The organism is Ruegeria sp. CDSB029 (genome assembly GCF_059611125.1).
In genome coordinates this window covers 15,152-41,293 of the sequence record NZ_JBXWOX010000016.1, presented here as the reverse complement: position 1 = coordinate 41,293, position 26,142 = coordinate 15,152, and the positions used below count along the sequence as shown (strand labels likewise).

At 58.5% G+C, this 26,142-nt stretch carries 8 protein-coding genes; 3 read left to right on the top strand and 5 right to left on the bottom strand.

Annotated features, from left to right (window positions below):
- The first annotated feature begins 270 nt into the window (after window positions 1–270).
- Both AC2FI8_RS17415 and AC2FI8_RS17410 read left to right on the top strand, forming a co-directional pair.
- Entirely contained in the window at window positions 271–13,473 is a 13,203-nt protein-coding gene (locus tag AC2FI8_RS17415) for a hypothetical protein (RefSeq protein ID WP_496780352.1), read from the top strand.
- Window positions 13,474–13,476: 3 nt separating this feature from the next.
- A complete protein-coding gene (locus tag AC2FI8_RS17410) occupies window positions 13,477–13,971 on the top strand; it encodes an invasion associated locus B family protein (RefSeq protein WP_496780350.1) in 495 nt (164 codons plus the stop codon).
- A 422-nt stretch (window positions 13,972–14,393) separates the two neighbouring features.
- On the opposite strand, the gene AC2FI8_RS17405 is transcribed toward AC2FI8_RS17410, so the two are convergent.
- From AC2FI8_RS17405 to AC2FI8_RS17385, 5 genes are read right to left on the bottom strand one after another with little or no spacing between them, the layout of a single operon-like run.
- Entirely contained in the window at window positions 14,394–15,704 is a 1,311-nt protein-coding gene (locus AC2FI8_RS17405; RefSeq protein WP_496780348.1) for an HlyD family type I secretion periplasmic adaptor subunit, read from the bottom strand.
- On the bottom strand, window positions 15,688–17,835 hold the full coding sequence (locus tag AC2FI8_RS17400) for a type I secretion system permease/ATPase (RefSeq protein WP_496780346.1): 2,148 nt from the start codon (window positions 17,833–17,835) through the stop codon (window positions 15,688–15,690). Before AC2FI8_RS17400 ends, AC2FI8_RS17405 begins: the two co-directional genes overlap by 17 nt.
- Window positions 17,823–19,178 carry a TolC family protein gene (locus tag AC2FI8_RS17395; RefSeq protein WP_496780344.1) on the bottom strand — a complete coding sequence of 452 codons (1,356 nt, stop codon included), beginning with the start codon at window positions 19,176–19,178 and terminating at the stop codon, window positions 17,823–17,825. The genes AC2FI8_RS17400 and AC2FI8_RS17395 overlap by 13 nt, the downstream gene beginning before the upstream one ends.
- A 2-nt stretch (window positions 19,179–19,180) precedes the next feature.
- The gene (locus tag AC2FI8_RS17390; RefSeq protein WP_496780342.1) at window positions 19,181–19,987 is read right to left on the bottom strand and encodes a SapC family protein; all 807 of its coding nucleotides are present in this window, start codon (window positions 19,985–19,987) and stop codon (window positions 19,181–19,183) included.
- A 58-nt stretch (window positions 19,988–20,045) separates the two neighbouring features.
- Window positions 20,046–23,876 (bottom strand): Ig-like domain-containing protein, encoded by a 3,831-nt coding sequence (locus AC2FI8_RS17385; protein ID WP_496780340.1) that lies wholly within the window; start codon window positions 23,874–23,876, stop codon window positions 20,046–20,048.
- Window positions 23,877–24,086: 210 nt separating this feature from the next.
- Here AC2FI8_RS17385 and AC2FI8_RS17380 point away from each other — a divergent pair, with 210 nt between their 5' ends.
- Window positions 24,087–26,138, top strand: coding sequence for a dockerin type I domain-containing protein (locus AC2FI8_RS17380; RefSeq protein WP_496769305.1), 2,052 nt, complete (start codon window positions 24,087–24,089; stop codon window positions 26,136–26,138).
- The last annotated feature ends 4 nt before the right edge of the window (window positions 26,139–26,142 follow it).

Genomic DNA, 26,142 nt, shown 5'->3' with positions numbered 1-26,142 from the left:
AGAGCGAATTTAATTCGAATTATCGCCTTAATCTTGTGTTTATTTTATTCCGATATGTGATGGGGAAATTCGAATTGTAGGTTGCCGTTCTGCGCGAACGCGGTTTGCCCCCATGTGTTGTGACTAAGTCGTATGTGGGGTGCAAGGGTGTCCAAGAAGTCAAGTTTGCTGCTGGCTGTTTCTTTTTATACTTTAATTTCAACACCTTTATTCGCAGCGCCCACGGCAGACTCGAAAGTAGGCGACACGGTGGCCAACCCGGTGACAGGTATGGATACCACTGTCAGCGCACTGATTGTCGACCCGGCCTCGACGCCCACAGCCGGAACAACAGCATTTGTAGAGACAGCAGATGGATACGTTTTCCTAGTCAAAGATGCCGGGGACACAATCTACAATTCCGACAATCCTCCGCTAGCATTCGAAATTGTATCCATTTCAGGAACAACGGCTCAAATTAGCAATTCCGGAGCATCCGGTACGGCCGGTTTGTCCACTCAATTGACGCTGTCGCAGTACAATAGCAATTTCAACAGCTCTGGGACTCCAGGTGCGGTGACACCACCTGAAGATGTGTCGGGACCGAACGGCGTGAACCAAGTTGTCTATGGTCAGGATGGGAGCAATGGCCGTGACGGCGCGTTGGTTGTACCGCCTAGCTCAGGCGGCAATGGCGCAACTGGTCCGACGCAAACAAAGACCCTTAGCAGTGATGTCAACGCCACCAGCAACATAGGGTGGCAGATCGGTAGCGTCGGCGGCGATGGTGGCAACGGTGGTGATTCCTACCTGAGCTTCTGGGACGGACGCGATGGCGGCGATGGCGGCAAGGGCGGCACCGTCAACGCGACACAGTCCAGCAGCAGCACAATCCAAACCTCGGGCAGTGGCAATTATGGCATTTTCGCATTCAGTCGAAGTGGCGAGGCTGGGAATGGCGGCAGCGGGTTCGCCGCCCCCGGCGGTGGTACTGGCGGGCATTCAGCGGATGGCGGCAACGTGACCGTCACGCAAAGAGGTGAGATTTCGACGTCCGGAGATTCCGCAGATGGTATCTATGCACTGAGCGTTTCGAACAATGGTGGAAATGGCGGCTCGCAGTGGGGCCTGGTAGGATCTTCAGGTGACGGCGGCTATGGCGGCAACGGCGGTGCTGTGACAGTCAATACCACATCAACCGGCAGCATTCTGACAACCGGCGACTATGCGAACGGGATTTATGCACAGTCGATTGGGGGTTCGGGTGGGTCCGCAGGGACCAGCGGCAACCTATTGGTGTCCTTGATCGGCGGTGCCGACAACGGCGGTAACGGCGGGACGGTCACGGTTTCCCATGCTGGCGCCATTGAGACACAGGGAGACTTTTCGCGCGGGATTGTGGCGCAGTCCATTGGCGGCGGCGGTGGGTCTGGCGGAACAGGTGGTGGCCTGGTTTCGCTGTCTCTGGGCGGGGTCGGATCGAATGGTGGCAGCGGCAGCGCCGTTAGCGTGACGGTTCAGGGCAGCGGCAGCATTCTGACCTCAGGCAAAGGTGCCGATGGGGTCATGGCGCAATCTATTGGCGGCAGTGGTGGCACGGGTGCGAACTCATACGGGTTGGTCGCAATCGGTGGCACCGGGTCAAGAGGAGGCACAGGAGCTGCAGTAAGCGTCAGTAACTACGGACAAATCCAGACCGGGGGCGACGGCGCGCGCGGAATCATCGCTCAGTCGATTGGCGGCGGTGGCGGCGACGGTGGCTCGTCCGCAGGAATGGTATCCGTTGGCGGAAACGGCAGCGGCGGTGGCGCTGGATCAACTGTGACCATCGTCAATGACGGGATCATTACCACGACCGGAGACGATGCGATGGGCATTCTGGCCCAGTCCATCGGCGGTGGTGGCGGCAATGGCGGTTCTTCCGGAGCGGTCGGCGCATTCGTGGGCGTTGCCATCGGCGGCGATGGCGGGTCCGGAGGCAAGGGCGGCGACGTGAACGTCACATTGTCGAACACCGACAGCAGTCAGCCATCTGCAATTCAAACCTCAGGCGATCGCTCCACTGGTGTGTTCGCACAATCCGTCGGCGGCGGTGGCGGCAATGGCGGCGGCGCTGTTTCAGTAGCGGTCGGTGCCTTTGGAGCGGCTTCGGTCTCGGTTGGTGGCTCGGCCGGCAGTGGCGGCGACGGCGGCGATGTGTCAATCAGCGGCAGCGGGTCTGCATCTGTGCAGACCGGTGGCGACGATGCAATTGGCGTCATGCTGCAATCCGTTGGCGGCGGAGGCGGCAATGGTGGATATGCGGTTTCTGTTGCAGTGTCTGGCGGCCCGGTTTCGGGCTCTTTGGCAGTTGGTGTCGGCGGCGATGGTAGCACGGGTGGCAAAGGCGGCACGGTCACGGTCGGCCAGTTTGACGGCAGTGGCTCTCCGACGGCTGCGGGGTTTGAAGGCACCGTTGTCACAACCGGCAACCGCTCGACCGGTATGCTGTTTCAATCCGTTGGCGGCGGTGGTGGTAATGGCGGCTTGGCTGTGGCGGCAACCGGTGGTGCCTCGGCGCTGTTTTCCGGCAATGTCTCTGTTGGTATCGGCGGTGAGGCTGGCAGTGGCGGCGACGGCGGCGATGTGCAGGTCTATACCAAGGCTGACATCACAACGACGGGAACCAGTTCGAGTGCTTTGATCGCACAGTCCGTTGGCGGCGGCGGCGGCAATGGCGGTGGCAGTATTGCAGCCGGTGTCAGCGCAAGCGGCGTGGCGGCAATTGGGATCAACGTGGGTGTTGGCGGAGATGGCGGCGGTGCCGGGATCGGCGGCGACGTCACCCTGATTGCAGGCGGGACAAACATCGAAACCAGGGGAGCATTTTCCAGCGGTGTTGTCGCACAGTCCGTGGGTGGCGGCGGCGGCAATGGCGGCTACAGCGTCGGCGCGAGCGCCGATATTGGCGGGGCGGCTGCTGGGTCTGTCAGTGTGGGCCTTGGCGGCAAAGCCGGCGGTGGCGGTGACGGCGGCGCAGTAACCGCACAGGTTGACGCAAACGTCACAACGCGGGGCGATGACTCTGGTGCTGTTGTAGTTCAGTCCATCGGCGGCGGTGGCGGCAATGGCGGCTTCAGTGTCGCCGCGGGTCTGGCCGCAGGCGGAGCCGGTGCAGGAACCGTTGGTGTCGGGCTTGGCGGCGAAGGCGGCAGCGGCGGTATCGGCGGCAGCGTGACCGGTGTTCTTGTCAACGGTGATGTCCGCACCGAAGGTCTGCGCTCGACAGGTGTTGTGATCCAGTCCATCGGCGGTGGCGGTGGTAACGGCGGTTTCAACGTGACGGCCGGTGTGGCCGCTGGCGGTGCAGGCGCTGGTTCGATTGGTGTCGGACTTGGCGGCGGCGGTGCAACAGGTGGCAATGGCGGCATTGTTGAAGGACAGGTCGTGGGCAACGTGACCACGCTTTCCGACAATTCCAGCGGTGTCGTATTCCAATCTATCGGCGGCGGTGGCGGCAATGGCGGTTTCAACGTAACCGCCGGGGTAGCCGGTGCAGGCGCTGGTGGCGGCGCGGTTACGGTTGGCTTGGGCGGCGACGCGTCCGGCGGTGGGATCGGTCGTTCAGTGACTGGTCGGGTTACCGGAACTGTCAGCACGACTGGTGCGGATTCGACAGCGGTTCTGGCGCAATCCGTCGGCGGCGGCGGCGGTAATGGAGGCTTTAATGTCAGCGCCTCACTCGCGGGCGCGGGTGTGGGCAGCGGTGCCGTTTCAGTTGGGCTGGGCGGCAGCGGCGGCACAGGTGCAACTGGTGGCACGGTAAATCTGACAACCACGGATGCAATCGTAACGGCTGGGGACAGGTCGTCCGGCGTAGTCGCTCAGTCCATTGGCGGCGGCGGCGGCAATGGCGGCTTCAACGTCTCGGGCACAGGCGCAGGCGCCGGTGTCGGGTCCGGTGCAGTTAGCGTGGGGCTTGGCGGCGACGGAGCTGGAGGCGGCGATGGCGGCGCGGTCACTCTGACCTCCGGCGGGACAATCCTGACTCAGGGCGACTCGGCGACGGCGTTTCTGGCCCAATCCATCGGCGGCGGCGGCGGCAATGGCGGGTTCAACGTCAGTGCTTCGGTCCAGGGATCTGGCGTTGGCGGGGGCGGAGTTTCGGTTGGCCTTGGCGGCGATGGTGCTGGCGGGGGAGATGGCAACACCGTCATCGCAACTTCGAACAATTCGGTCGAAACCCGTGGTGATCAGTCCTCGGGCGTAGTGGCGCAATCCATCGGCGGCGGCGGCGGCAATGGCGGGTTCAATGTTTCTCCGGTTCTGTCAGGTGCAGGAACTGGTAGCGGAGCCGTCAGCGTCGGGCTCGGCGGGTCAGGCGACACTGGCGGCAATGGCGGCAACGTGACACTGACGTCGAACGGTACCATTCTGACCGACGGCTTTGCCTCTGGCGGTTTTGTGGCGCAGTCCCTTGGCGGTGGCGGCGGTAACGGCGGCTTTAACGTCTCGCCAACCCTGTCAGGTGCAGGCGTCGGAGCGGGTTCAGTTTCGGTTGGGCTAGGAGGTTCAGGCGGCGGCGGCGGCGACGGCAGCCTGGTAACCGCGAGCACAACGGCCAACTTAGTGACCAAGGGAGATGCTTCAGTTGGTATTCTGGCACAGTCCGTTGGTGGCGGCGGCGGCAATGGTGGCTTTAACATTTCACCTGCCTTGGCAGGTGCGGGCACCGGGTCAGGCGCGATCAGTGTCGGACTGGGCGGGTCTGGCGGTAGCGGCGGCACCGGCGGTGTCGTTGGTCTGACCGTTGCGAACAGTGTGCAAACCGAAGGCGCGCAATCGAGCGCGGTTGTTGCCCAATCCATCGGCGGCGGCGGCGGTAACGGCGGCTTCAATGTCTCGGCTTCAGTTGGCGGCGCGGGCACAGGTTCTGGCGCAGCAGCCGTTGGGCTAGGTGGTCGGGGAACCGGCGGCGGCGATGCCTCAGCGGTAACCGCAAACGTGACCGGGAACCTTGTGACGTTGGGCGAAACCTCGACCGGTTTGCTGGCGCAGTCCGTCGGCGGCGGAGGTGGTAATGGCGGAATGAACATCTCAGTCGCGGTTGCCGCGGCAGGTACGGGATCGGGTGGCGCATCCGTTGGTCTGGGCGGCGCATCTGGAACGGGCGGCGACGGAGGAACGGCTGAGGCCTCTTTGAACGGCAACGTTTCGACGCAAGGGGACGAGTCCGGCGGTTTCATAGTTCAAAGCCTTGGCGGCGGTGGCGGCAACGGCGGCATGAACGTCTCTGCCACAGTCACGGTTGCCGGAACCGGCAGTGGTGGTGCGTCTGTCGGACTTGGCGGCAGCGGGGGTAGTGGCGGTGATGCCAATACGGCCGACGGCACGGTTGTGGGTGATGTCACAACGGCCGGCGACAATTCGGGCGGTGTTTTGGTCCAGTCCGCCGCGGGCGGCGGTGGTAACGGAGGGCTGAATGTCTCTGCGGCCGTGAATATTTCGGGCACCGGCGGCGGTGCTATTGGCGTTGGCATCGGTGGATCCGGCGGTGACGGCGGTAATGCAAGTGCGGCCACTGGTTCGGTTACCGGCGACGTTACCACCAGCGGTGAAAACGCAACCGGCGTTCTGGTTCAGTCTGTTGGCGGAGGCGGTGGCAATGGCGGCGTCAACATCTCGGGTGCGCTCAGCATTGCGCGCACTGGGTCCGGTGCTGCAGGAATCGGAGTGGGCGGCTTTGGCGGTAGCGGCGGTACCAGTGGGGCCGTCGACAATACGTTCTCGGGCAATGTCAGCACTTCGGGCACACGCTCGGCTGGTATTATTGCCCAAAGCCTCGGCGGCGGCGGCGGCAACGGTGCCACGAATATTTCCGGCGCGATTTCGGTGGCCAGCAACTATTCAGGTGGTCTCGGGATTGGTGTTGGTGGCTTTGGAGGTGACGGCGGAAATGCAGACAATGTCACGCAACAAGTCACCGGCAGTGTTGTAACAACAGGAGACGACTCGGTCGGGATTCTGACACAAAGCCTTGGCGGCGGCGGCGGCAATGGTGGCACCAACATTTCAGCCGCGTTGTCCCTGTCTCGGTCGGCCAATGCGGCCGTAGGTATCGGCGTAGGCGGCTTTGGTGGCGGTGGCGCGAATGCCGGTGCCCTGGTTCAGTCGACTGTTACGGGCGGTGTTGGCACCGTCGGCGATCGCAGCACAGGTATTCTGACACAGAGCCTTGGTGGCGGTGGCGGCAATGGCGGCACGAATATCTCGGCCTCGTTGGGCATTAGTCAGGAAAATGGCGGCTCGGTCAGTCTGGGCGTGGGTGGCTTCGGGGGCGGGGCCGGTAACGCCGGTGACGTGATCAGCACCCTGCGGTCCAGCACAGATAGCAGCGGCACAACCTCGGTGGTCACAATAGGGGCGGACAGCATCGGTGTCATGGCGCAATCCGTTGGCGGCGGCGGCGGCAATGGCGGCCTCAACGTCTCGGGTGCTGTCAACCTGACAGGCAAATCCGGCGCGGCGGTTGCTTTGGGGCTTGGTGGCTTTGGCGGCGGTGGCGGCGATGCCGGGGCGGTAACACTGGATGTGGAAAGTGATGTAGTCACGGCTGGCGACGGGTCACATGGCGTATTTGCGCAGAGCCTCGGTGGTGGTGGCGGCACAGGCGGCGTGAATATTTCGGGCTCTCTGGCGCTGACAAAGCCCTCGGGGTCGGACACAATCTTTTCGGTCGCGGCTGGTGTTGGCGGCTTTGGCGGATCGGGTGGCGATGCCAGCAATGTTGATCTGGACTACACCGGCAATGTTCAGGCCGTTCCGATGGTCAGGCAACCCGACGGCACATTTGCCGTCGACCAAAGCAAAGGCGCCAGCGGTATTATCGCGCAATCGCTGGGCGGTGGCGGTGGCAATGGCGGCACCAATGTCTCCGGCGGTATCGCGATCAGCGGCAAGCCAGGTGCGGGCCAAACGGACAGCAGCAAGTCCTATGCGGTGGTCGTGGGCGTCGGTGGGTTCGGCGGCGGCGGCGGTGATGCCGGGAATGTCGATGTGAATATCGGCGCAGGCAGCACGATCAGGGCGCACGGAACCGGCCAATCCGGTCTGTTGGCCCAATCCCTTGGCGGCGGTGGCGGCAATGGCGGCCTGAATGTGTCGGGTGGTATCGTATCCGACAGCTCGTTGATTGTTGGTGTTGGGGGTTTCGCCGGTGACGGCGGCAAGGCAGGAGACGTCACGGTCACGTCGCAGGCTGACATCACAGTCACAACCAACCCGGACGATATCTCTATTCCCGATACGACAACATTTGAAGACAAGCTGCGCGATTTCCTCGGCGACACGATTGTCGACGACACCGAAGAGCTGGCCTCGTCCTTCGGGCTCGAACGTTTGTTCATCGATATGGGTGTCTTCAACGAAGAAAAACCGGATACGGATGGCTCAGCTGGTTTGATGGCACAGTCCATTGGCGGCGGGGGTGGTAACGGCGGTCTGAACGTTTCGGGCGGTATTGCGCTGAGCAAAGATGGCAAGATCCCTTCGGTTACCTTTGGCGTCGGCGGCTTTGGCGGCGACGGCAATGTTTCGGGTGATGTGACCGTGGGCCATACCGGCACCGTTTCGGTGGCAGGTAACTGGAAGCACGGTGTTTTGGCGCAGTCCATCGCCGGCGGTGGTGGTAACGGCGCGTTGAACGTGACCGGGCAGCTGAATTATGGCGACTCTAACAACTCCGACGGTAAAACCGATCTGAGCATTGTGGGCGGTCTGGGTGGCCACGGTGGTACCGGTGCTGACGCTGGTGGTGTTTCAGTTACGCAATCTGGAAATATTTCGACAAATGGCTATCACGCGCGCGGTATCTTTGCCCAAAGCATAGGCGGCGGCGGCGGCACCGGTGGGATTAATGCGACCTTCGTCGGCACGAAAGACAGCTCGCCAATTGCTATGGGTATCGGCGGCTTTGGCGGTGGCGGCGGCGATGCAGGCGATGTCACGGTTGCGCGTGGATCCGCGGCTGCGGCTGCGGGTACCATCACGACTGACGGTGCCGGTTCGCACGGGATCGAAGCCTCAAGCATTGGCGGCGGCGGCGGTGATGCCGGTATCAACGCGGTTGTGGGCATCAGTAAAACCACCGGAAGCAAGAGCAATGGCGGAACCGGCGATTCAACTGACCGGAAAACGCCCACCAACACGGGCGTCGATGACTCGGTAATTGCCAACTACAACGCCGTTCTCGATGAGTTGGAGGGCAAGGTGAACCCTGCCGACTCCTCCGGCAATAAAACCGGCGTGTCGGCTGTTATCGCCATAGGCGGTGATGCTGGAACGGCCGGGGACGGCGGCACCGTGGATATCGATCACTATGGTGACATCGTTACGCTGCAGGACGGCAGCCACGGGGTCTTTGGTCAATCCATTGGTGGAGGCGGCGGCAACGCGGCTTTGAACCTTGGTATGACGTACGAACTGGCCTCAGACGCGACCAACAAGGGCTTTGGCCTGGCTGTCGGTGGCGGTACGGGTGAGGGCGGTATCGGCGGTTCGGTCGATGTTCGCAATACCGGGGACATCACGACCAGCGGCGCGGACTCTCATGGCCTTTTTGCCCAATCCGTTGGCGGCGGCGGCGGCAATGCGGGCTACAACTCTGCCTCGACATCTGTAGATGGCGGCAACGTGAATATTCAAATCGGTCGGACCGGTGGTACCGGCGGAAGCGGTGGCGATGTCTATGCAAGCTCGAATGGCATCGTCCGCACTGCTGGTAACCGTTCATACGGCTTCTTCGCCCAGTCCATCGGTAACGGCGGCGGCAATTCGTCCTCGACATCAGTCAGCATAGGTACGCCCAAGATCGGCGACAGCAAGGGCAACAAAGCCAGCTTGTCAGTCGGGCTTGAAGGAGGCACTGGTGGCGAAGCGGGCGAGGTGACGACAGTTGTCGCCGGAACAGTCGTTACTGAGGGGACGGATGCTCACGCCGTGTTTGCCCAGTCCGTTGGTGGTGGCGGTGGCAATGGTGGCAAGGCCAGCAATTCAGCCGGTAAGGGTACGTCTGTTGCGCTTTCCATTGGCGGCACAGGAGGCACAGGTGGTGTAGGCGGCAAAGTCGACGTGTCCAACACCGCGCGAATTGCGACTTTCGGTGATCGTTCCGTCGGTTTGATGGCGCAATCTATCGGTGGCGCGGGTGGCACCGGCGGCATGGTTCAGGCGGGTCAATCGAACCTCGACACCATCAAAGCCGTGGTCAATCCGTCGACGGTCGGCACGACAATTTCGGTTAACATCGGCGGCACAGGCGGCGACGGCATGACTTCGGACACCGTGACCGTAGTCAGCGATGGGATCATCACGACCGAGGGCACGATGGCTCATGGCATCTTCGCTCAATCCGTTGGCGGTGGTGGCGGTATGGGTGGTTTGGTTGAAAACCGCATCATCAGCTTGCGCAAAGACATCGGGAACACAGCGACGCTGTCCATTGGTGGCACTGGCGGAACCGGAGCAGTGTCTGCAGCGGTTTCCGTCACAAATCGGGACCTAATCCAGACGACGGGCGACAAGTCCATTGGCATCTACGCGCAGTCCGTCGGCGGCGGGGGTGGCGATGCGCAACAGGTGCGCAACATCATTCTGGGCCGGTCCTCGGACGGAGCAACGACAAATGCCATTCTGATTGGTGGCACGGGTGGTACTGGCGGGTCTGGCAGCACCGTAACTGTCGTCAATGAAGCTGATGCCACTATCCGCACCACCGGTAAGGAGAGCCATGGCATCCTTGCGCAGTCCGTCGGTGGCGGCGGCGGCAATGGTGGCTCTACGATCTCGGTCGACGGGCGCTATGGCGGGGCTGAGGCCAGCACGCGGCGGGCACTACAATTCGGTCTTGGCGGATCGGGTGGTACTGGGGGCACGGGCGGCAACGTCTTGGTGACCAACGCAGGGACGATCGTGACAACTGGTGAAGCCGCGCATGGTATCTTCGCCCAATCCATCGGTGGTGGTGGTGGCAATGGTGGAAGTTCGATCACTGGGACGCTGCGACTGAAGACGGGCGGCAGCAGTTCTCCGACCGCGCAGTTGAATATTGGCGGTTCCGGAGGCAGCGGCAACATCGCCGGCAACGTGGACGTAACAAACAGTGGTGACATCCGGGTTGATGGCGCGGGTGCATACGGCATCATGGCGCAATCCGTTGGCGGCGGTGGCGGCAATGGCGGGTTGGCTGTTGCGATGGATGTAAATGACCTCAAGAACACCTTGACGGGCAAATCTTATTCGAAGATCGCCATCGGCGGATCGGGCGGGGACGGCTCAGATGGCGGAGACGTCACAGTCAACCATACAGGCGCGATTGTCGTGAATGCAGAAAACGGGTTTGGCATCTTTGCGCAATCTGTTGGAGGCGGCGGCGGAAATGCCGGATATTCGGTGTCATCCCCTCTTGTCTCGGCGCTGGACTACACGGTTTCGCAATTGCTTGGTGCGCGTGAGGGTGCCACTGGGTCCGTTGGAACCGTTACCGTCAATTCGACCGGGGACATTCTTGTGAATGGGACAGGTAGCGAGGCTATTTTCGCTCAGTCCGTGAATGGCGGTGGTGGTAATTCCGAAACATCAGTCGATTTCACCACCGAAACTGCCAGCGCTGGAGGAACCGGCACTTCCTATATCAGCGACATCTCTTTGGGTGGCGATGAAGTTTCAGACATGGCTGGCAGTCAGGTCGCGCAATCACATACAGGCAATATCGCGACGACAAGCGACCGCTCGACCGGCTTGATGCTGCAGAGCGTTGGCGGTGGTGGTGGTATATCAGCGAACAACGTCAATGTTCAGGACGGTGACGGTATCGACATCACCGCACGTCTGGGTGCGATTAACACGGATGACGCCAGTGGCGGCGACGTGACCGGCAGCCGGACCGGAGATGTGGGCACAGACGGCGCATTTTCCTCGGCGGGTGCAGCGCAGTCTATCGGAGGCGGCGGTGGTAAGCTTGTGCTGAACAGCGCTGGCACCGCGAATACAAACAAAGCTGCTTCGGTGATCCTGGGTTCCGACCCAAGTTTCCGCAATGACGGCGGTGATATCGACCTCTCTCTGGCCGGAGACATTACCACTACGGGTGATCGGTCATTTGGTCAGAGTGTTCAAAGCATTGGTGCGGGTGGCGGTGAGGTCGTTGTTGCTGGACTAGGACGTTTGGATGTAACTTTGGGTGCACAAGACGATTCAACCGGTGACGGCGGAACTGTTGGTCTTACCAATATCGGGGGCATCACCACCAGCGGCTCTGGGTCGCATGGTTTCGTAATCCAAAGCATAGGCGGCGGCGGCGGTCTGGTCTCTACAGATTTGGATGCAAGCCAAATCACAGTGAATCTCTCGCCTGCTAATGGTGGTGACGGTGGCGACATTACGTTCACCCAAAACGGTAATATCGTCACCACCGGTGAAAACGCGATTGGTGTTGTGGCGCAGTCACTGGGTGGTGGTGGTGGCATGGTGGATGCGGCTTTCCGTGGATCTGCGGGTGGTGCTGGGGCCGGTGGCACCATCGACATGGCGCTGAATGGCAATATCCTGTCCGTGGGCGAAGGCGGCATCGGCGTTCTGGCCCAATCCGAAGGGCGCGACGGAGCGGGTGCAATCACGCTTGGCTTCGATGGCGTCGTCATGGGCGGGACCGGGCAAGCAGACGCAATTGCATCAATCGTTGTGGACGGCGGCGCGAACAACGCGCTGACTTTGTCCAAGGACACAGTGCTTCTCGCCGGGAATAACCAGTTGGTGAACGGCGGAAACGGCAATGAACAGATTTCGTTGGCGGGTAAGGCACTGGGCAATCTGGACCTTGGCGCGGGTACCAACGGTCTGACCGTCGAGGAACAGGGCGCCTTTTATGCGCTGGACACGATCAATCTGGGCGCTTCTGGGTTGATGCAAGTGAATGGCGACTTTGTTTTGGGGGCGAACTGGGGTCTGAATACGGACATGACGCCGACTGTTAAGTCGGGTGACTTTGTCTTTACCGGTAACGTCAGCCAAACCACGAACCTGACGGGAAGCCTAGCCTTTGGTGCGACGGCATCCTCGACCTTCGACGTATATTTCCTCACCACGGGTGCATCGGGTGGCAATAGCGATCTGGTTAATGTCAGCGGTGACGCCACAATGGGCGGCACACTGACACCACGGCTCAATACGCTTCAACGGGCGTTACCTCTAGTCATCGTCAACCCGAATGGGACAGCTGCGGATGCGGGTACAACGATTCAGGACACAGTAGTGTTGGATTACTCGATTGGCTTGAACGGCTCGACATCGGACGGCAGTTCGATTGATCTGGTGATAACTCCGGACTATTCGACCGCGAACATGAACGCGAACGAGGCGGCCGTTGGTGACTACATCAACCAGGTGCTGAATGGGCAGGGCTCCGCTGCGCAAGGTGAGTTGTTCGCCCTGATCGGGAACATGACCTCCGAAGCTGATGTCATCGCGGCAATCGGTGCATTCACTGTGGCCGACTACGCTGCGGATGCAGTTGATGCCTACTACGGCACCCGGGTATTCGCAAACGCACTGCATAACTGCGAGCGGTTTACCGATTACCAAGCCGGAGACGATCCACGCAATTGTGTCTGGTTCTCCGGAGGAAGGTCTTTCTACGACCGCGAGCAGACTGGTATCTACGATGAGTTGGACATCAACAATACCAACCTGTCTGCCGGTGTCCGTTTGCCGGTTGGGGATGAGCTCTATGCCGGTTTCGCGTTGGGTTACGACCAAATAAGCCTGCGGAATGGTTCGCAGTACAATGCGACCGGTGACCGGTTCAATCTGGGTGCTTCGCTGACCAAATACACCGGCCCGTGGGAGTTCGCGGCCATGCTGTCAGCCGGCTGGTCAGACTATGACTCCGACCGGTCCGGTGGGATCAGTGGTGTGCTGCCCAACGGAAACGTGGTTAACACCGTTGGCGTCAGTTCGATCAAGCACAAGATGAACCAGCAGAACCTGCGGTTGAGTTTTGCCTATGATCACAGATTTGCCGGTGGCAGTTCTTATCTGCGACCCGAGATCGCTGTTGACGCCACCCGTCTGGCGACAGAAAGCAACGGTGATGCAACTCTTTCGGGGATCGTCCTGCAGGATGATAGCGAGATGATCTACTCCCTGACCCCATCGCTTGAGATCGGGACAGAACAGATTCTCAGCGCCTCTCAAAAGCTACGCGTAAGCTTCCGCGCCGGCGCCATCATCTCGTCGAACGACACAGTATCAGTAAGCGCCGGTTTTGCAGGTGCAAGCGCGGCTGATGGTGGGTTTGCGAATACCAGCTTTATCGGAGACGCCCATGGGCTGGTTTCGGCGCGATTGGGGCTGTATGCGTTGGATGACAGCAGCTTTATCAATCTGAGCCTGGACCATATGTTCGGGGACTCAACCAAGGCTCTCCAGGTTGGTCTGGGCCTTGGGGTACAATTTTGAGCAATGAGGGACGGCAGTATGAAAATTTGGCTTGGCGCGCTAGGAATCTCACTGGGTTTGACACACCCTCTTGCCGCGCAAGAGAAAGGCACACTCCCGTGGTCGGTAAATTGTGGAAATCCGGGCAACGGAACCGAACTGGTCTGTGAAATGTCCCAGAGTATTGTTTTGACCGAAAACAACCAGAGGCTTACCTCCGTTGCGTTCGTGAAGCCTGCGAGGAAAGATGAGACCGAAGCCGTGCTGACCTTGCCGTTTGGTCTTCTGTTTTCCGAGGGGGTGATCGCAAAGGTCGATGACGTCGAAGTCGCCCGTCTGCAGTTTCTGACCTGCGAGGCTCAAGGCTGCTTTGCTCGTTCCGCTGTCTCAACAGAGTGGATGTCTGCGATGCGGGCGGGTAAGCAATTTACGATCGAAAGTAAAAACACAGCAAGAGATCCAATCTCCTTTGGTTTCGATCTGACGGGATTCAGCAAGGTATCAGATATTCTGCCGTAACGACTGTTTTTTGCATAAAGGCATCTGTTTGGTGCTGGTCATCGAAATCGGACCCTTGATCGTGCCGGGCATGGAACATTAATCGAACGAAGGCCGCCATAATCGTACCGGGAGCAGCCATACCCCACAAACGCCATTCCAAATCAAGGTCAAGGGCAAGAGATCTGGAAGGAAAAGTTTCTGTACCAAACTTGACCGGACAGACACTGCCGGAAAAACAGCCAACGGTCAGATCACATAGGAACCACTACAATTGAAGTTGCTAACATAGTTCTAAAACGCCAGTTACCCTAGCAATTCAACAACCGGATTTCGGGTGTTGGCCGAGATTGCGGGATAGGTGTGCCCTCCAAGAAGCCGACTTTGTTCACTCAAAAAACTCGCGGTACAATCGCTGATCCTGCGTTTCACACAGCGCTTGATTATTCACGCAGGGCGCGATCTTTGATCTTGATTACGGGTTGCAAAAGGTAGTCTAGAACCGTTTTCTTGCCTGATAAGATATCCACTTCCGCAATCATCCCCGGGATGATCTCGACGGCTACGCCGCTTGCGTCCAAAATAGCGTGACGTGTCTGGATTTCGATGACAAAGACCTCTTCATCATTGCGTTCAGGCCTTGTCACCGTGTTCGCGCCTATGCGGGTGATCTCACCGTCCAGCGCGCCGTAACGCGCAAAATCATAGGCCGTAATTTTCACCTTAACCGGCTGGCCTGCGTGTAGAAACGCGATATCTTCGGGGCGAACATAGGCCTCGACCAGAAGCCTGTCGTCCAATGGAACAATCTCGATCAGTTCTTCACCGCTGCGTGCCAAACTGCCAATCGTTGTCCGGTGAACGCGATTTATGATTCCACGCACGGGTGATCTGATCTGTGCGCGATCCGCGCGGTCTTGCAAGGCCGGTAAGGACGGCCGAAGTGCCGCGAGTTCGGCTGTCGAGACCGCAAGGTCGGTGAGCGCTGCGCTCCGGAACCTGCTATGTGCGGCTTGAATACGATCGTCGATTTCTTCCAGTCCGGTTTTCAACCTGTTGGTTACTGCAATTGCACGGACCTTGCGACCCTCCCATTCAGCGGAACTGCGGCGCAGCGACAAAAGCGTTGTCGCAGGCTCCATCCGTTTTTCTACCAAGGGGGTAATGATGGCGCGTTCTTCGGCCAGAATCCCAAGCGTCTCTTCGGCTGTCACCTGGTCTACCAGCCCTTCCTCATATTCGCGCTGGCGCAGCTCACGCTGTCGCTCCAGAATGGCAATTTCAGCGGCCAGTTCCGCCTGACGGCCCTGATACAAAGCAGTTTCGGATTTGACCACTTCTGGCGCGCCTTCAATGAGCTTTTTTGAGAAAGTAAGCTGGGTGCCGTCAATCTCTGCCTGCAATCGTTGGGCACGAGCCGTCAATCCAAATGCGCGCTGTTGTTCCTGGCTCAACTGACTGTCGATCTGCGTTGTGTCGAACTCCATTAACAGCGTTCCCTTGTCGACAACCAGCCCTTCCGCGACGTGCAAGTATTGTAATACTCCGGGTTCTGTTGCCTCAATCAGCTGCACGTCCGCCGACGGCACAATCCGGCCATCCACGCGGGTCACGTCGTCGAGTTCCGTCATGTAGGCCCAAAGCCCGGCGGAGACGAGGCAGGCAAGGATAACAAGCAACAGGAGAGATCCCCCCAACGGAGATTTCCCCCGCATTTCTCTTGCCATCATGGCAAGGTCAGGATGCCGCGACATTCAGATGCCTCCCTGTTGCGCGCGCGCGCTGGGTCAGCATGCTTTTTGGACCGTCTGCGCCGACCCGGCCGCGTTCGACCACAATGACCCTGTCGACCAGATCAAGCAGGCTGGTCCGATGTGTGACGATAACCATTGTGGTGTCTTTGGTTTCTTGTTTCAGACGCTTGATAACCTCGGCTTCGGTCTTCACATCCATTGCACTGGTCGGTTCATCCAACAACAACACTGGTGGGCGTCCAATCAGCGCGCGGGCCAGCGCGATGGCTTGACGCTGGCCGCCCGATATTCCTTCGCCACGTTCTGCCAGTTGTTGGTCATAGCCGTTGGGGCAATGCGCGATAAAATCTTCAACCCCGGCCACGTGGCCCGCTCTGATCAAATCTTGATCCATGGGCCGGATCGCACCGCTGGCAATGTTTTCGCGAATTGAGCCGGAAAAAAGCCAAACGTCCTGCAAAACTGAACCGACATTGCGACGTAAGTCGCCGGGGTCAATCTGACGGATATCGACCCCATCCAGCATTACCGAACCGGTCTTCGGCTCGAATAAACCGAGCATCAAACGCGCGATGGTGCTTTTCCCGGATCCGATCGCGCCCAGAATGGCAACTTTTTCACCCGGTTCTATGTCGAATGAGACACCTGAAAGGGCATCATCGGCTTGTTCAGGATAGGCAAAATGCACATCTTTGAAAGAAATGCGGCCTTTTGCATGTGGTCGACTGATCCAGTTGCGTCCTTCCGGCCGCTCATTTTCCGCCTGCATCAAAGCGTTCAGATTGCGATACGCGCTGCGCGCCTGGTTCACACGTGTGAGTGTCTGGGCAAGCTGCCCCAGTGGCGCCAGCGCGCGTCCAGTCAGCATTACAGACGCAATTAACGCACCCATACTTGCCTGCCCTTCAGTGATCAGGAACACGCCGAAGAAAACAATCAGGACCTGCGCCGCCTGTTGCGTGAATCCTGTCAGGTTCAATGCGAATTGGGTAACTGTCCGGCTGCGGATTCCATGAGAGGACTGCCGCTCGATAGCATCTTCCCATCGCGCCCGCATTTGTTTTGCCGCTGCGGTTGTTTTGATGGTTTCAAGACCGGAAACGGTCTCGACCAGTACGGATTGTTTTGACTGACCGTCCGCAAAACTTTTTTCGGCCAAACGCGATAACATTGGTTGCACTGCCAGGCCCGCAATCAAAACAATCGGAACGGCAAGGGCAGGTATCAGCGCCAGAGGTCCACCAACGAGGTGAATGACCAGTAAAAAGAGGGCGATGAAGGGCAGGTCCACGAGTGCGACCAGAGTTGCCGATGTAAAAAACTCGCGCAGAGTTTCAAATTCGCGGATCGTGCTGGCCATAGCACCGGTCGATCCGGTCCGCGATTTCATTTTGATGTTCAAAACCTGGTCAAAAACGCGCCGCCCCATAAACATGTCTGCCTTTTGCCCGGCCCGATCAATAAAGCCAGCGCGCAAGAGTTTGAGGGCGAAATCGAAAGAAAGGGCAAGACCAACCCCTGCGGTCAGTGCGATAAGGGATTCCGTCGCCTCATTCGGAAGAACCCTGTCATAGACGACCATGATGAAAACGGATGTGGAAAGACCCAAAAAATTCGCTACCGCTGCGGCAAGCACCACTTGCGCATAGGACCAGCGGTTTGCCAACATGGCCGACCAAAACCAATGCCCGGATGCGGTCCTGTTTCGACCTGGTGTTTCCTCATTGTGGCTGCGCCGAAACAAAAGTGCGTAGCCGGTGTAGCTTTTCCCTAAAACTGTTTCTTCAACCTCACCGATGCCTTCACCCATCTCAGGGTCGAAAATCAGAAAACGGCCGCTCTTGGTACGCCCGTGAAATACAACTGCTTTATTGTCGTCCAACAGAAAAATTGCTGGGACCAGTGTGTCATCGAAATCCGCAAGTCTTCGCGACCCAAATCCCGCCTGCAACCCGGCATGGCGGGCAACCTCAATTGCATCTCGCTGGCTCAAATGACCTGTTGTGCCGGATTGCGCAGCGTGAAGTGCCCCGACCGTGATTGAGCGACCAAGATGCGAGGCGACGTGCCGCAGGCAAATTTCCAACGGAGAAAGCTCTTGTTTAGGTGCCAAAGGGTTCAACGCGGCCATGAATCTTCACCTGTGTTTGCAATTGAAATACCGAGATAATCCAGAATGTCCCCGGTCAGGCTGAGGGCGGCGTAGTTTGTGAGGAAGAAGCTTTGTTCCGCCAAAATCAGCCTTTGCTGCGCGTTCACATAGTCTCGCTGTGCATCCAGTATCTCGACCAAGCTGCGTCGGCCGATAGTGAATTGGGCCCGCGCAGCTTCCACGCTTTCGGCGTTGGCCTGGGCAGCTAAACGAGCCGCTTGCAGGCGAACCGCTCCCGCGTCCTGATCTGACCGGATGAACTCTAACTCGCGGCGGATTTCTCGAATTAACGTCTCACGGGCGAATTCGGCCTCTTTCACCTGAGCTTGGGCAGCAGCTATGGCAGCCTTACGTTGACCGGTGCTGTCCAGTTCATAGTTTACGGACAGGTCGACACCGAAATTTGCATCATTGCTGTCATCGCGATCTGCAAATGCCGCGATTTCTACACCTGGCTGTCGCCGCGCAATGGCTGCAGTTTGCTCGGCCTTTGCAGCGATCAAAGCGGCATTCGCACGCCGTACTTGTGGGCTGTCCAAAACGATTTGCGAATCCGTTCTGGCCAATTTGGGCGCAGCGACCGGAGCGGTAAGTGCCCCCGGTGGGCGTCCGAAGACTTCCTGGTACTGTGCCTCCGCCCTGTCTGTCCGAGCCTCTGCATCGGCAAGCTGCGTTCGCGCGTCTGCCATGCGCGAGCGTGCGGTCAAAACGTCTGCATTTGAGCCCACGCCCTGCGTGCTGCGTTCGGTGATCTGGCGCACGATCTTGGCGTGCACCTCAACATTCTGGGCTGAGATTTCCAGGATCTTGCGTCGATCAAGGACCACAACATACGCTTCGATTGCGGCAAGGGCCAGCGCCGCAGCGGTTTGCAGTTGACCGCCCCGGCTTTCGAGGACGCGAGCCTGAGCCGCAGCCAGTTCGCCCGACGCAGCGCCTCCGTCATAGACGAGTTGCGAAACGCGCAGATACGGGGTGAAGTCTGCAATATCGGAATTCACACGCTGTGATCGCGCATTGATTCCCATTGATACGCGAGGAAGAAAAGCACCCTTGGCCGCATTTTCGTCAGCGCCTGCGATTTCCAGTCGTGTCGCGCTTTGTGCGAGGTTTGGGTTGGTTTCGACAGCCGCCCGCACCCGTTGACCAAACTCGCTTTGCGTCAGACGTGGAAGGGGGGGCTGCGCGCCAACCCCGACAGAACCTGCTGACAGAGAAACCTCTACGCCCGTAAGGTCGGGTGGAGGTGCGCAGGCCGCCATCAAAGGAATACACAAACAGGCAAGATACTTTAGGCCAGAGTTGCAGGAGATCAGAGGCATTTTCACACCTCACCAGCCATGAAAAATTCGTCATTTTGCGCGTGTGCCATGGCGGTGAGGAAACGCGAAATGTCTGAATTTTCGGTATATTGGCTTTGAAGTTTGGGCTTCGTCAGCTGCTCTTGCGCCTGCAACAACCAAGAAATGTGCGAAAGTGATACTTGATGGGCGTGCAGCAATTGAATTGCACCGACATCGAACAATGCGAGTTTCTCTGCCTGCGAAAGAGCCTTCAAGCGTCGGGCATCCAGGACCAGAAACCCTGCCGGCAGCGCGACGTTATCGTAGCTTGCCATTTGTTCGAAAAGACCCATCCCTTGAATGACGTTACACACGGACCTTATGTCCTTGGCCGAGGCCTCTCGTGCTTGGAAAAATCTTAGGACGTTTGAAAGTTCAGCGGTCAACTCACCAGCATCGGTAAAGAACGGTTCGTCCTTCGGAGCATCGGTGACCAGACCAGAAGATTCATCGACCAGAAGTTGCGGATCACAACCCGTTTTACTCGGTAAACCCGCTTGAAATGGCGGGCACCGCAACCCAGACGGGATGTAGGCGGCCAACCATCGGCCATCGTCGGACACAAAAGGGGTTGGCGCGTCGGGGTTCAATGACAATAGTGCTATAGGTTCAATTTCCCCCCCGGTTTCGCGAAACATTACCGGATACGTGGCCGCGACGAGCAGAATTTCTGTCTCGACAATTGAGCAAGCCTGCTGGGTTTCCGCAAAGTGGTAAGATGAAAAACGCTTCCAGTATTTGTCACCGTGCCGCTCATATGTGACTGGAAACAGGCCGTTCTCTGCCATGTTTGATCCTTTGAGTATGGAGTGGCTGCCGGTCGAAAAACGGCAGTCCATGTTTTGATCAAGCCGTTGCTCCGGTCGGGTCGGCGATCAGGATATTGTCCGCGCTCAATCCGCTCAGATCGTCTAACCCCGAAAATTGCGCCATGGTTTCAACGGTGGCTGCAGTCGGGGAGGAATAGTCGACCCTGACCAGAACGCTATCGTCTCCATCTGTCGCGAGTACGTAGATCTCGTCACCCGCCTGAAGTCCCGTCAAACTTTCGACTGCAGTTTCAATTGTATTGGTCGACAGGTCGGCCAGAACTGTGGTTAAGCCGATGACGCCCGTGTTGGCACCAACCGCGCCGCCTACTTTTAATGTCTCAATGCCCGTGCCATCGCCGCGCAAGGTAGAGTGATCGAGGCCATTGAACATCAACGCATCTGCCACATCCGCTGCCGCTCCGAGTGAAAAGCCCGTGATCGTGTCTACCCCGTTGGCCGCAGGGGCGGCTTCGAACACAACGACGTCGCGACCCGCGTCCGAGACATTGATGGCGTCGTCGCCGTCCTGACCACGAACAAAGCTGTCCACATCGCTGGCGACCAAAGTGTCATTTCCATCAGTGCCGAATACGACGGTCGTCGGCCCCCCATCCGGGGTGGTAAGCGACAGTTCAACCGGTTTGCTGGGGTCCTGAACGGTCATGGTGAATGTCACCAACGGTTGGTTCAGATCCGTAAAGCTGGTCGCGACACCTGCAAAGTTGACCACGGAGCCCCCAACCGGGTTGGACAGATACAGACCGAAAGCCCCGTTCCCAACATCGGATCCGGCGTCGAAGGTCACAACTGACGGATCAAATCCCAACTCGATCGTCATCGCTAGCCCGCTGGAAACGTCGCGGTCAGCGTCTGCGAAGATTTGGTACGTGATAGTCGAACCACTCTGATCCGCTTCTGCAATGACATATGCGCCCGGTACATGCGCAGTCGCCTCACCGGTTGCCGGTAAAGGATCAGGGCCGCCCGAAACCGTGGCCTGAGCCTGAAAGTTCAGGTCATCACCTGCTGAAATACCTGTGAAATCTGACGCCGGAACTGCAAGCGACCAGGTGCCATCGGCTGCGACAGTAGCGGTGCAGACAGAGTTATTGTTGAGTGTTACATTCACCGCTTGGCCAGCGGCGAGGCCAACGGATGTTCCAGATACAACAATGCCAGAACTCTGCGCGTCGCCGAGTGAAACTGAGTTGTTCGTCCCTATAGAATTCAGGTCTAACAGCGGTCGGAAATCCGTAGCGAGCGTTGTGGTAGCTGGACTGGCGCTATTGCCGGCCAGGTCACTGACCGTTGCCGAAATGGGGAAATTTGTACTGTCCGCCAATCCGGAAAGATCTGCCGCGGGTACGGTGACCGACCAAGTGCCACCAGTAGCGGCACCCGTATACGATTGGCCATCCAACGTGACAGTGACTGTTTGCCCCTCTTCCGCCGATGTCGCCCCTGAGATGGACAGATCGCCTCCCCTTTCGGAGACATCCAGAACCGATCCGACAGCCAATGGGTTGATCGTCACAGTCGGTGCTGTGAAGTCTGTTCTAAACCCAGCACTCGCGCTGGCGCTGTTTCCAGCCGTGTCTGAGACCGACGCATGCACACTGTAAATTTCATCGTCTTGCAGGCCATTTAGACCGGCCGCCGGCGAAACCAACGTCCAGGTGCCGCCACTGACCGTAGTGGTATTGCTCAGGTCTACAGTGCCATCTGCCCTGACGATTTCCACGGTGATGGTGGTGCCGTCCGGGGCATCCGATGCGCCTGAGACCGTCAGATCCGTGCCGCGTTCCGCCAAGTTCATGACCGGGCCGTCGGACAAATTGGTGATGGTGATGGAATGAGGTGAGAAATCAGTGTCAAAACTGCCGCTTGCCTGCAGCGCTGGGTTTCCGGCGGCATCTGTCACGTCTGCAATCACCGGGATTGTTGCGCCATCGGACAGTGCCGTCAAATCTGCCGCGGGTACAGTCGCGCTCCAGACGCCACCAGAGACGGTACCAGTATAATCCTGGCCGTTTAACGATACGGTTACGGTCTGTCCGTCCTCTGCATCAGTTGATCCCGTGATTGTCAGGTCCGTATCACGCTCAGCGGCATTTAGGACGGCACCATCAGAGTATCCGTCGATGGTCAAGGTTGGGGCAGTGACATCCTTGGATACGGGTGCATTCGCCTGGTTGGCTGCGAGCCCGTCCGTATTGGATACATTTGCGGTGATGGTTAATGTGCCCCCGTCTGCCAATGCTCCAAGGTCGGCCGCTGGGATGGTCACCGACCAGCTGTTGTCGGATACTGCGCCGGTGTAACTCTGACCGTCCAACATGACTGTTACCTGCTGGCCGTCTTCTACGTTCCCGGTAATTCCCGAAACCGTTAAATCCGAACCAACGTCTACGGTGTTTAAGGCGGACCCAACCGACAGGGGCGATATAGAAATTGCGGGGCCAGTCAGATCCACCGGAACCGAGGCCGTTGCCGGAACCGAACTGTTTCCTGCTTCATCGCTGACAACGACCCTTACCGACACAGGAGTACCTGAGGGCAGATTTGCAAGATCAGCGGATGGAATAGTGACGCTCCAACTACCGTCAGAGGCGGTCGTCGAATAGGATTGCCCCCCAAATTCGACCATAACTGTCCGGCCATCAGCTGCTGTTGTCGATCCGCTCAGCTCCATATCGTTCTGAACGTCGACCAATTCGATTTTGTCGACGGGGAGAGGATCCAAAGTTATGGTCGGTGCCGTAAAGTCTGTCTCAATGCTGTCACTGATCTGTGCTGCCGGGTTCCCCGCCATATCTGAAACATCTGCGGTCAACACAATGGTTTCCCCATCCGGCAACGCGGCAAGATCACTGGCAGGCACGGTGACGACCCATTGCCCGTCGGCTACGGTGCCTGAGTATGTGCCGCCGTTCAGAGTGACCGTCACGGTTTGACCGTTTTCCGCGTTTGTCGTTCCGGAGACGGTCAGATCCGTTGCACTTTCCGCCGCATTTATGACCGCACCGTCCGACAATCCGGAAATTGTCAGAGTAGGGGGTACTGTATCGATGATGTAAGATACGGTCTCTACCGAAAGTTCTCGCCCGCCGCTGTCCAAGTGACGAACCGTGACGTTCTGAACGCCTTGTGGCAGACCGGCCGCTTCAACAGCTGTCAGCGAAATGCTCCAACTTCCATCGGGATTGAGTGGCACGGACTTGACCAAAGACCCGATCCTAAGTTCCACTGTTTCGGTTCCATCCGGAACCCTGATATTCGCCTCTGTACTGCTGAGTGCTGTGGATTGTGCCTGCGCGAGGTTCAAAACCTGAGGCGGTGCAGGCGGCGCGGGTTGAAAATCACCATCGTCTCCACCACCGCCGCCGCCGGCCCCCGCAGCGGCGGCCCCCGCCAGGCCCAATCCGCCCAATGCAGCCCCGACGCCACTGATGCCGCCGCCCGCCGCAGCGGCACCACCTGCTTCGGCAGCCAGACTGAATTGCGCAATTTCACTCACGGCATTTTCGGCGATCATGATCGCGCCACTGTCCAGAACCTGAACGTTTTCCGCAGCGACAATCATTGTACTGCCATCAATCATCTTCAGCAGAACATCCCCGTTTTTCAGCAGCTTCACTGACTGTACGCCGGGAATCGTTTCTGCAAACTGATAGGCGTAAAGCTCTTCTATCGTTGCCTGCGCCAAGGCGGGTAGCGCCATGAGCGTCGAACCAAGCCCCCCGGCAATACCGCGCCCAACCCAGCGTCGCATTTTGCCATCAATCCACCGGCGAATGTGGTCCCTGCGACCATTGTCTGATCCGGGTTCTGCAGTTTTGGCTTTGGGATCATGTTCTTTGGTCATCTTACCCTCACATGTGATGTCTGTGTCCGCCTGGGTGGGCCAGGTTTTGTTCATCAGTCTTTCGCGTTTGTGACTCATGCGGTCGGACCAGGAAAAATTGTGTCAAACTGAAACCGAACTCCTCGTTTTCACCACAATTCCGCTTTGGTGTCGGGCCGGGCATCGGATCATCCTGCAGTCATTGCCAAGTTTGGCGTGGGGTGATTTGGTATGATGCTTCAGTTCGAAAGCGTGGTTGCAACAGGGAGCGCAGCGCTCGATTCAGGTATCCGTGATACGGCTTTAAAAACGTTTAACGGGACCACGTATCTGTACAGTTTGACCGGCCCCGGCGGCGGTGTTGCTGTTAGGAAGCTTGTCGATGGCGCGGTTCCGCAACTGGTCGATACCGAGTATTTCAGCGGTTCGATCACGTTTCAGGTGGGCCGCACGGGGACTCCGGTTTCGTTTGGTGGCAGTGATCAGCTCGTATTGGATATCGACACGGCAAATGGGCTGGTGGGGTATGATTTGAACCCGGATGGGACCGTTGGATCCTTGCGGGAAACCGGGATATTGACCGGCGGCGGTGACATTTCGGCCTTGGTGAAACTGTCGACCGGGTCCGGCGATCTGCTGATGATGGCGCATGAAGATACCGGGCGGATTGTCACCTATACCGTGAATGGGGACGGCACATTGACGTCCTCGGGCGTGATCGTGGCACGATCTGATTCGATGCAGTCATTGAGCATTGGCGCAGACAACTTTGTTATTGCGACCGACGGCGCCAGCAACACTGTCTCGACTTACAGGGTTGACGGGGGAACCGCAGCCATAACAGCGGTAGACAACAGCGAGGCCCTGACGACTTTGGGAATCGCGACGCCCACAGCGGTTGAAGTGATACAGGCATATGGCAAGTCCTGGGTGGTGGTCGCGGGGGCTGAAAGTAACTCCCTCAGTGTCATGGAATTAGCCGCCGATGGCCGTCTAATTCCAACCGACCATGCCCTGGATTCGCTGCACACACGGTTCGAGTCGGTTCAGGACCTTTCTGTGGTCGAGATCAACGGGCATGTGTTCGTTGTCGCGGGTGGTGGCGATGATGGAATAACCTTGTTCGCCATGACGCCCGGTGGACAGTTGGTGCATTTGGACAGTTTTGCCGATACGCTTCAAAGCGGTTTGCAGAATGTGAGTTCGTTCAGCGTCGCGCAGGTCGGTGATGAGCTACAGATTCTGGTCGCTTCGCAACAGGATGCGGGGCTGACCCAACTAACGGTGGATGTCGCAGAACTGGGTGTCGTGCGTAGTGGCTTGGGAACAGTTAACGGTACAGCTGGTAACGATATGCTCAGCGGTAATATTCTTCCAACGACCCTTATTGCTGGGGCCGGGGATGACATTTTGATTGCCGGTTCTGCCGCGACCACAATGTCGGGTGGGTCGGGTGCGGACATCTTTGTCATGCAATACGGAGCGGAAACCACCACGATCACGGACTTTCAGGCTGGTATCGACCGGTTGGATATGTTCGATTATCCGCTGCTCAGAACGCCTGGACAGTTGACCTTTACCGCGACGGCGCAGGGCGCCCGGATTGAGTACCTCAACAAGACGATAAACGTGATTTCCGCCACTGGTGGTCCGCTGACCAGTGCTCAGGTGTTTGGCGAGGGTTTTGGCGGCCCCGATCACATTCCCGTCGATTTCGGCGATTTCGGGGGGCTTGAGCCGGGCAGTTCCGATGGGGTTTTAGGGGATGTCTCAATCAATTCAGAAACCGCCAACCCCAGCCTCAGTGACGCTGAAATCAGCTTCACCCCAAATGGCGGAGCCACAGTCAGTGCTCGTGCAGACAGCAATGGGCGGTTCGATTTGAATTTACCGTCTGGCACTTTCGAGGGTGAATTCGACGTCATCAAGACCTATTCTACCGCGAGCAAGGACATCAACGCATTGGACGCGCTGCAGGTTTTGCGGATCTCGGTCGGTCTGGACCCGACATGGGGGCCAGCCTCGCCGGAGAATTTGATCGCGGCAGATTTCAACCGGGATGGTTCGGTGAATGCGCTCGATGCATTGTCGATTCTGCAAGTGGCAGTCGGACAGCCGACTGCCGTTCGCCCGGAATGGGTTTTCATCGACAGTGACGCGGACCTTTCAGGGATCACGCGCACCGACGTTTCTTATGATACCGGGGCCAATGTGGTGGCTGTGGATGGCGTGATTGTCACCGACATGACCTCGATCCTGCTGGGCAACCTCGAAGCGCCTTAGTGCG

What these genes read in the sequence shown, in the direction of transcription:
- AC2FI8_RS17415 (WP_496780352.1), top strand. Translation starts at nt 271, where the DNA reads ATGGATACCACTGTCAGCGCACTGATTGTCGACCCGGCCTCGACGCCC.
- AC2FI8_RS17410 (WP_496780350.1), top strand. Translation starts at nt 13,477, where the DNA reads ATGAGGGACGGCAGTATGAAAATTTGGCTTGGCGCGCTAGGAATCTCA.
- AC2FI8_RS17405 (WP_496780348.1), bottom strand. Translation starts at nt 15,704, where the DNA reads ATGTCGCGGCATCCTGACCTTGCCATGATGGCAAGAGAAATGCGGGGG.
- AC2FI8_RS17400 (WP_496780346.1), bottom strand. Translation starts at nt 17,835, where the DNA reads ATGGCCGCGTTGAACCCTTTGGCACCTAAACAAGAGCTTTCTCCGTTG.
- AC2FI8_RS17395 (WP_496780344.1), bottom strand. Translation starts at nt 19,178, where the DNA reads ATGCCTCTGATCTCCTGCAACTCTGGCCTAAAGTATCTTGCCTGTTTG.
- AC2FI8_RS17390 (WP_496780342.1), bottom strand. Translation starts at nt 19,987, where the DNA reads ATGGCAGAGAACGGCCTGTTTCCAGTCACATATGAGCGGCACGGTGAC.
- AC2FI8_RS17385 (WP_496780340.1), bottom strand. Translation starts at nt 23,876, where the DNA reads ATGACCAAAGAACATGATCCCAAAGCCAAAACTGCAGAACCCGGATCA.
- AC2FI8_RS17380 (WP_496769305.1), top strand. Translation starts at nt 24,087, where the DNA reads ATGATGCTTCAGTTCGAAAGCGTGGTTGCAACAGGGAGCGCAGCGCTC.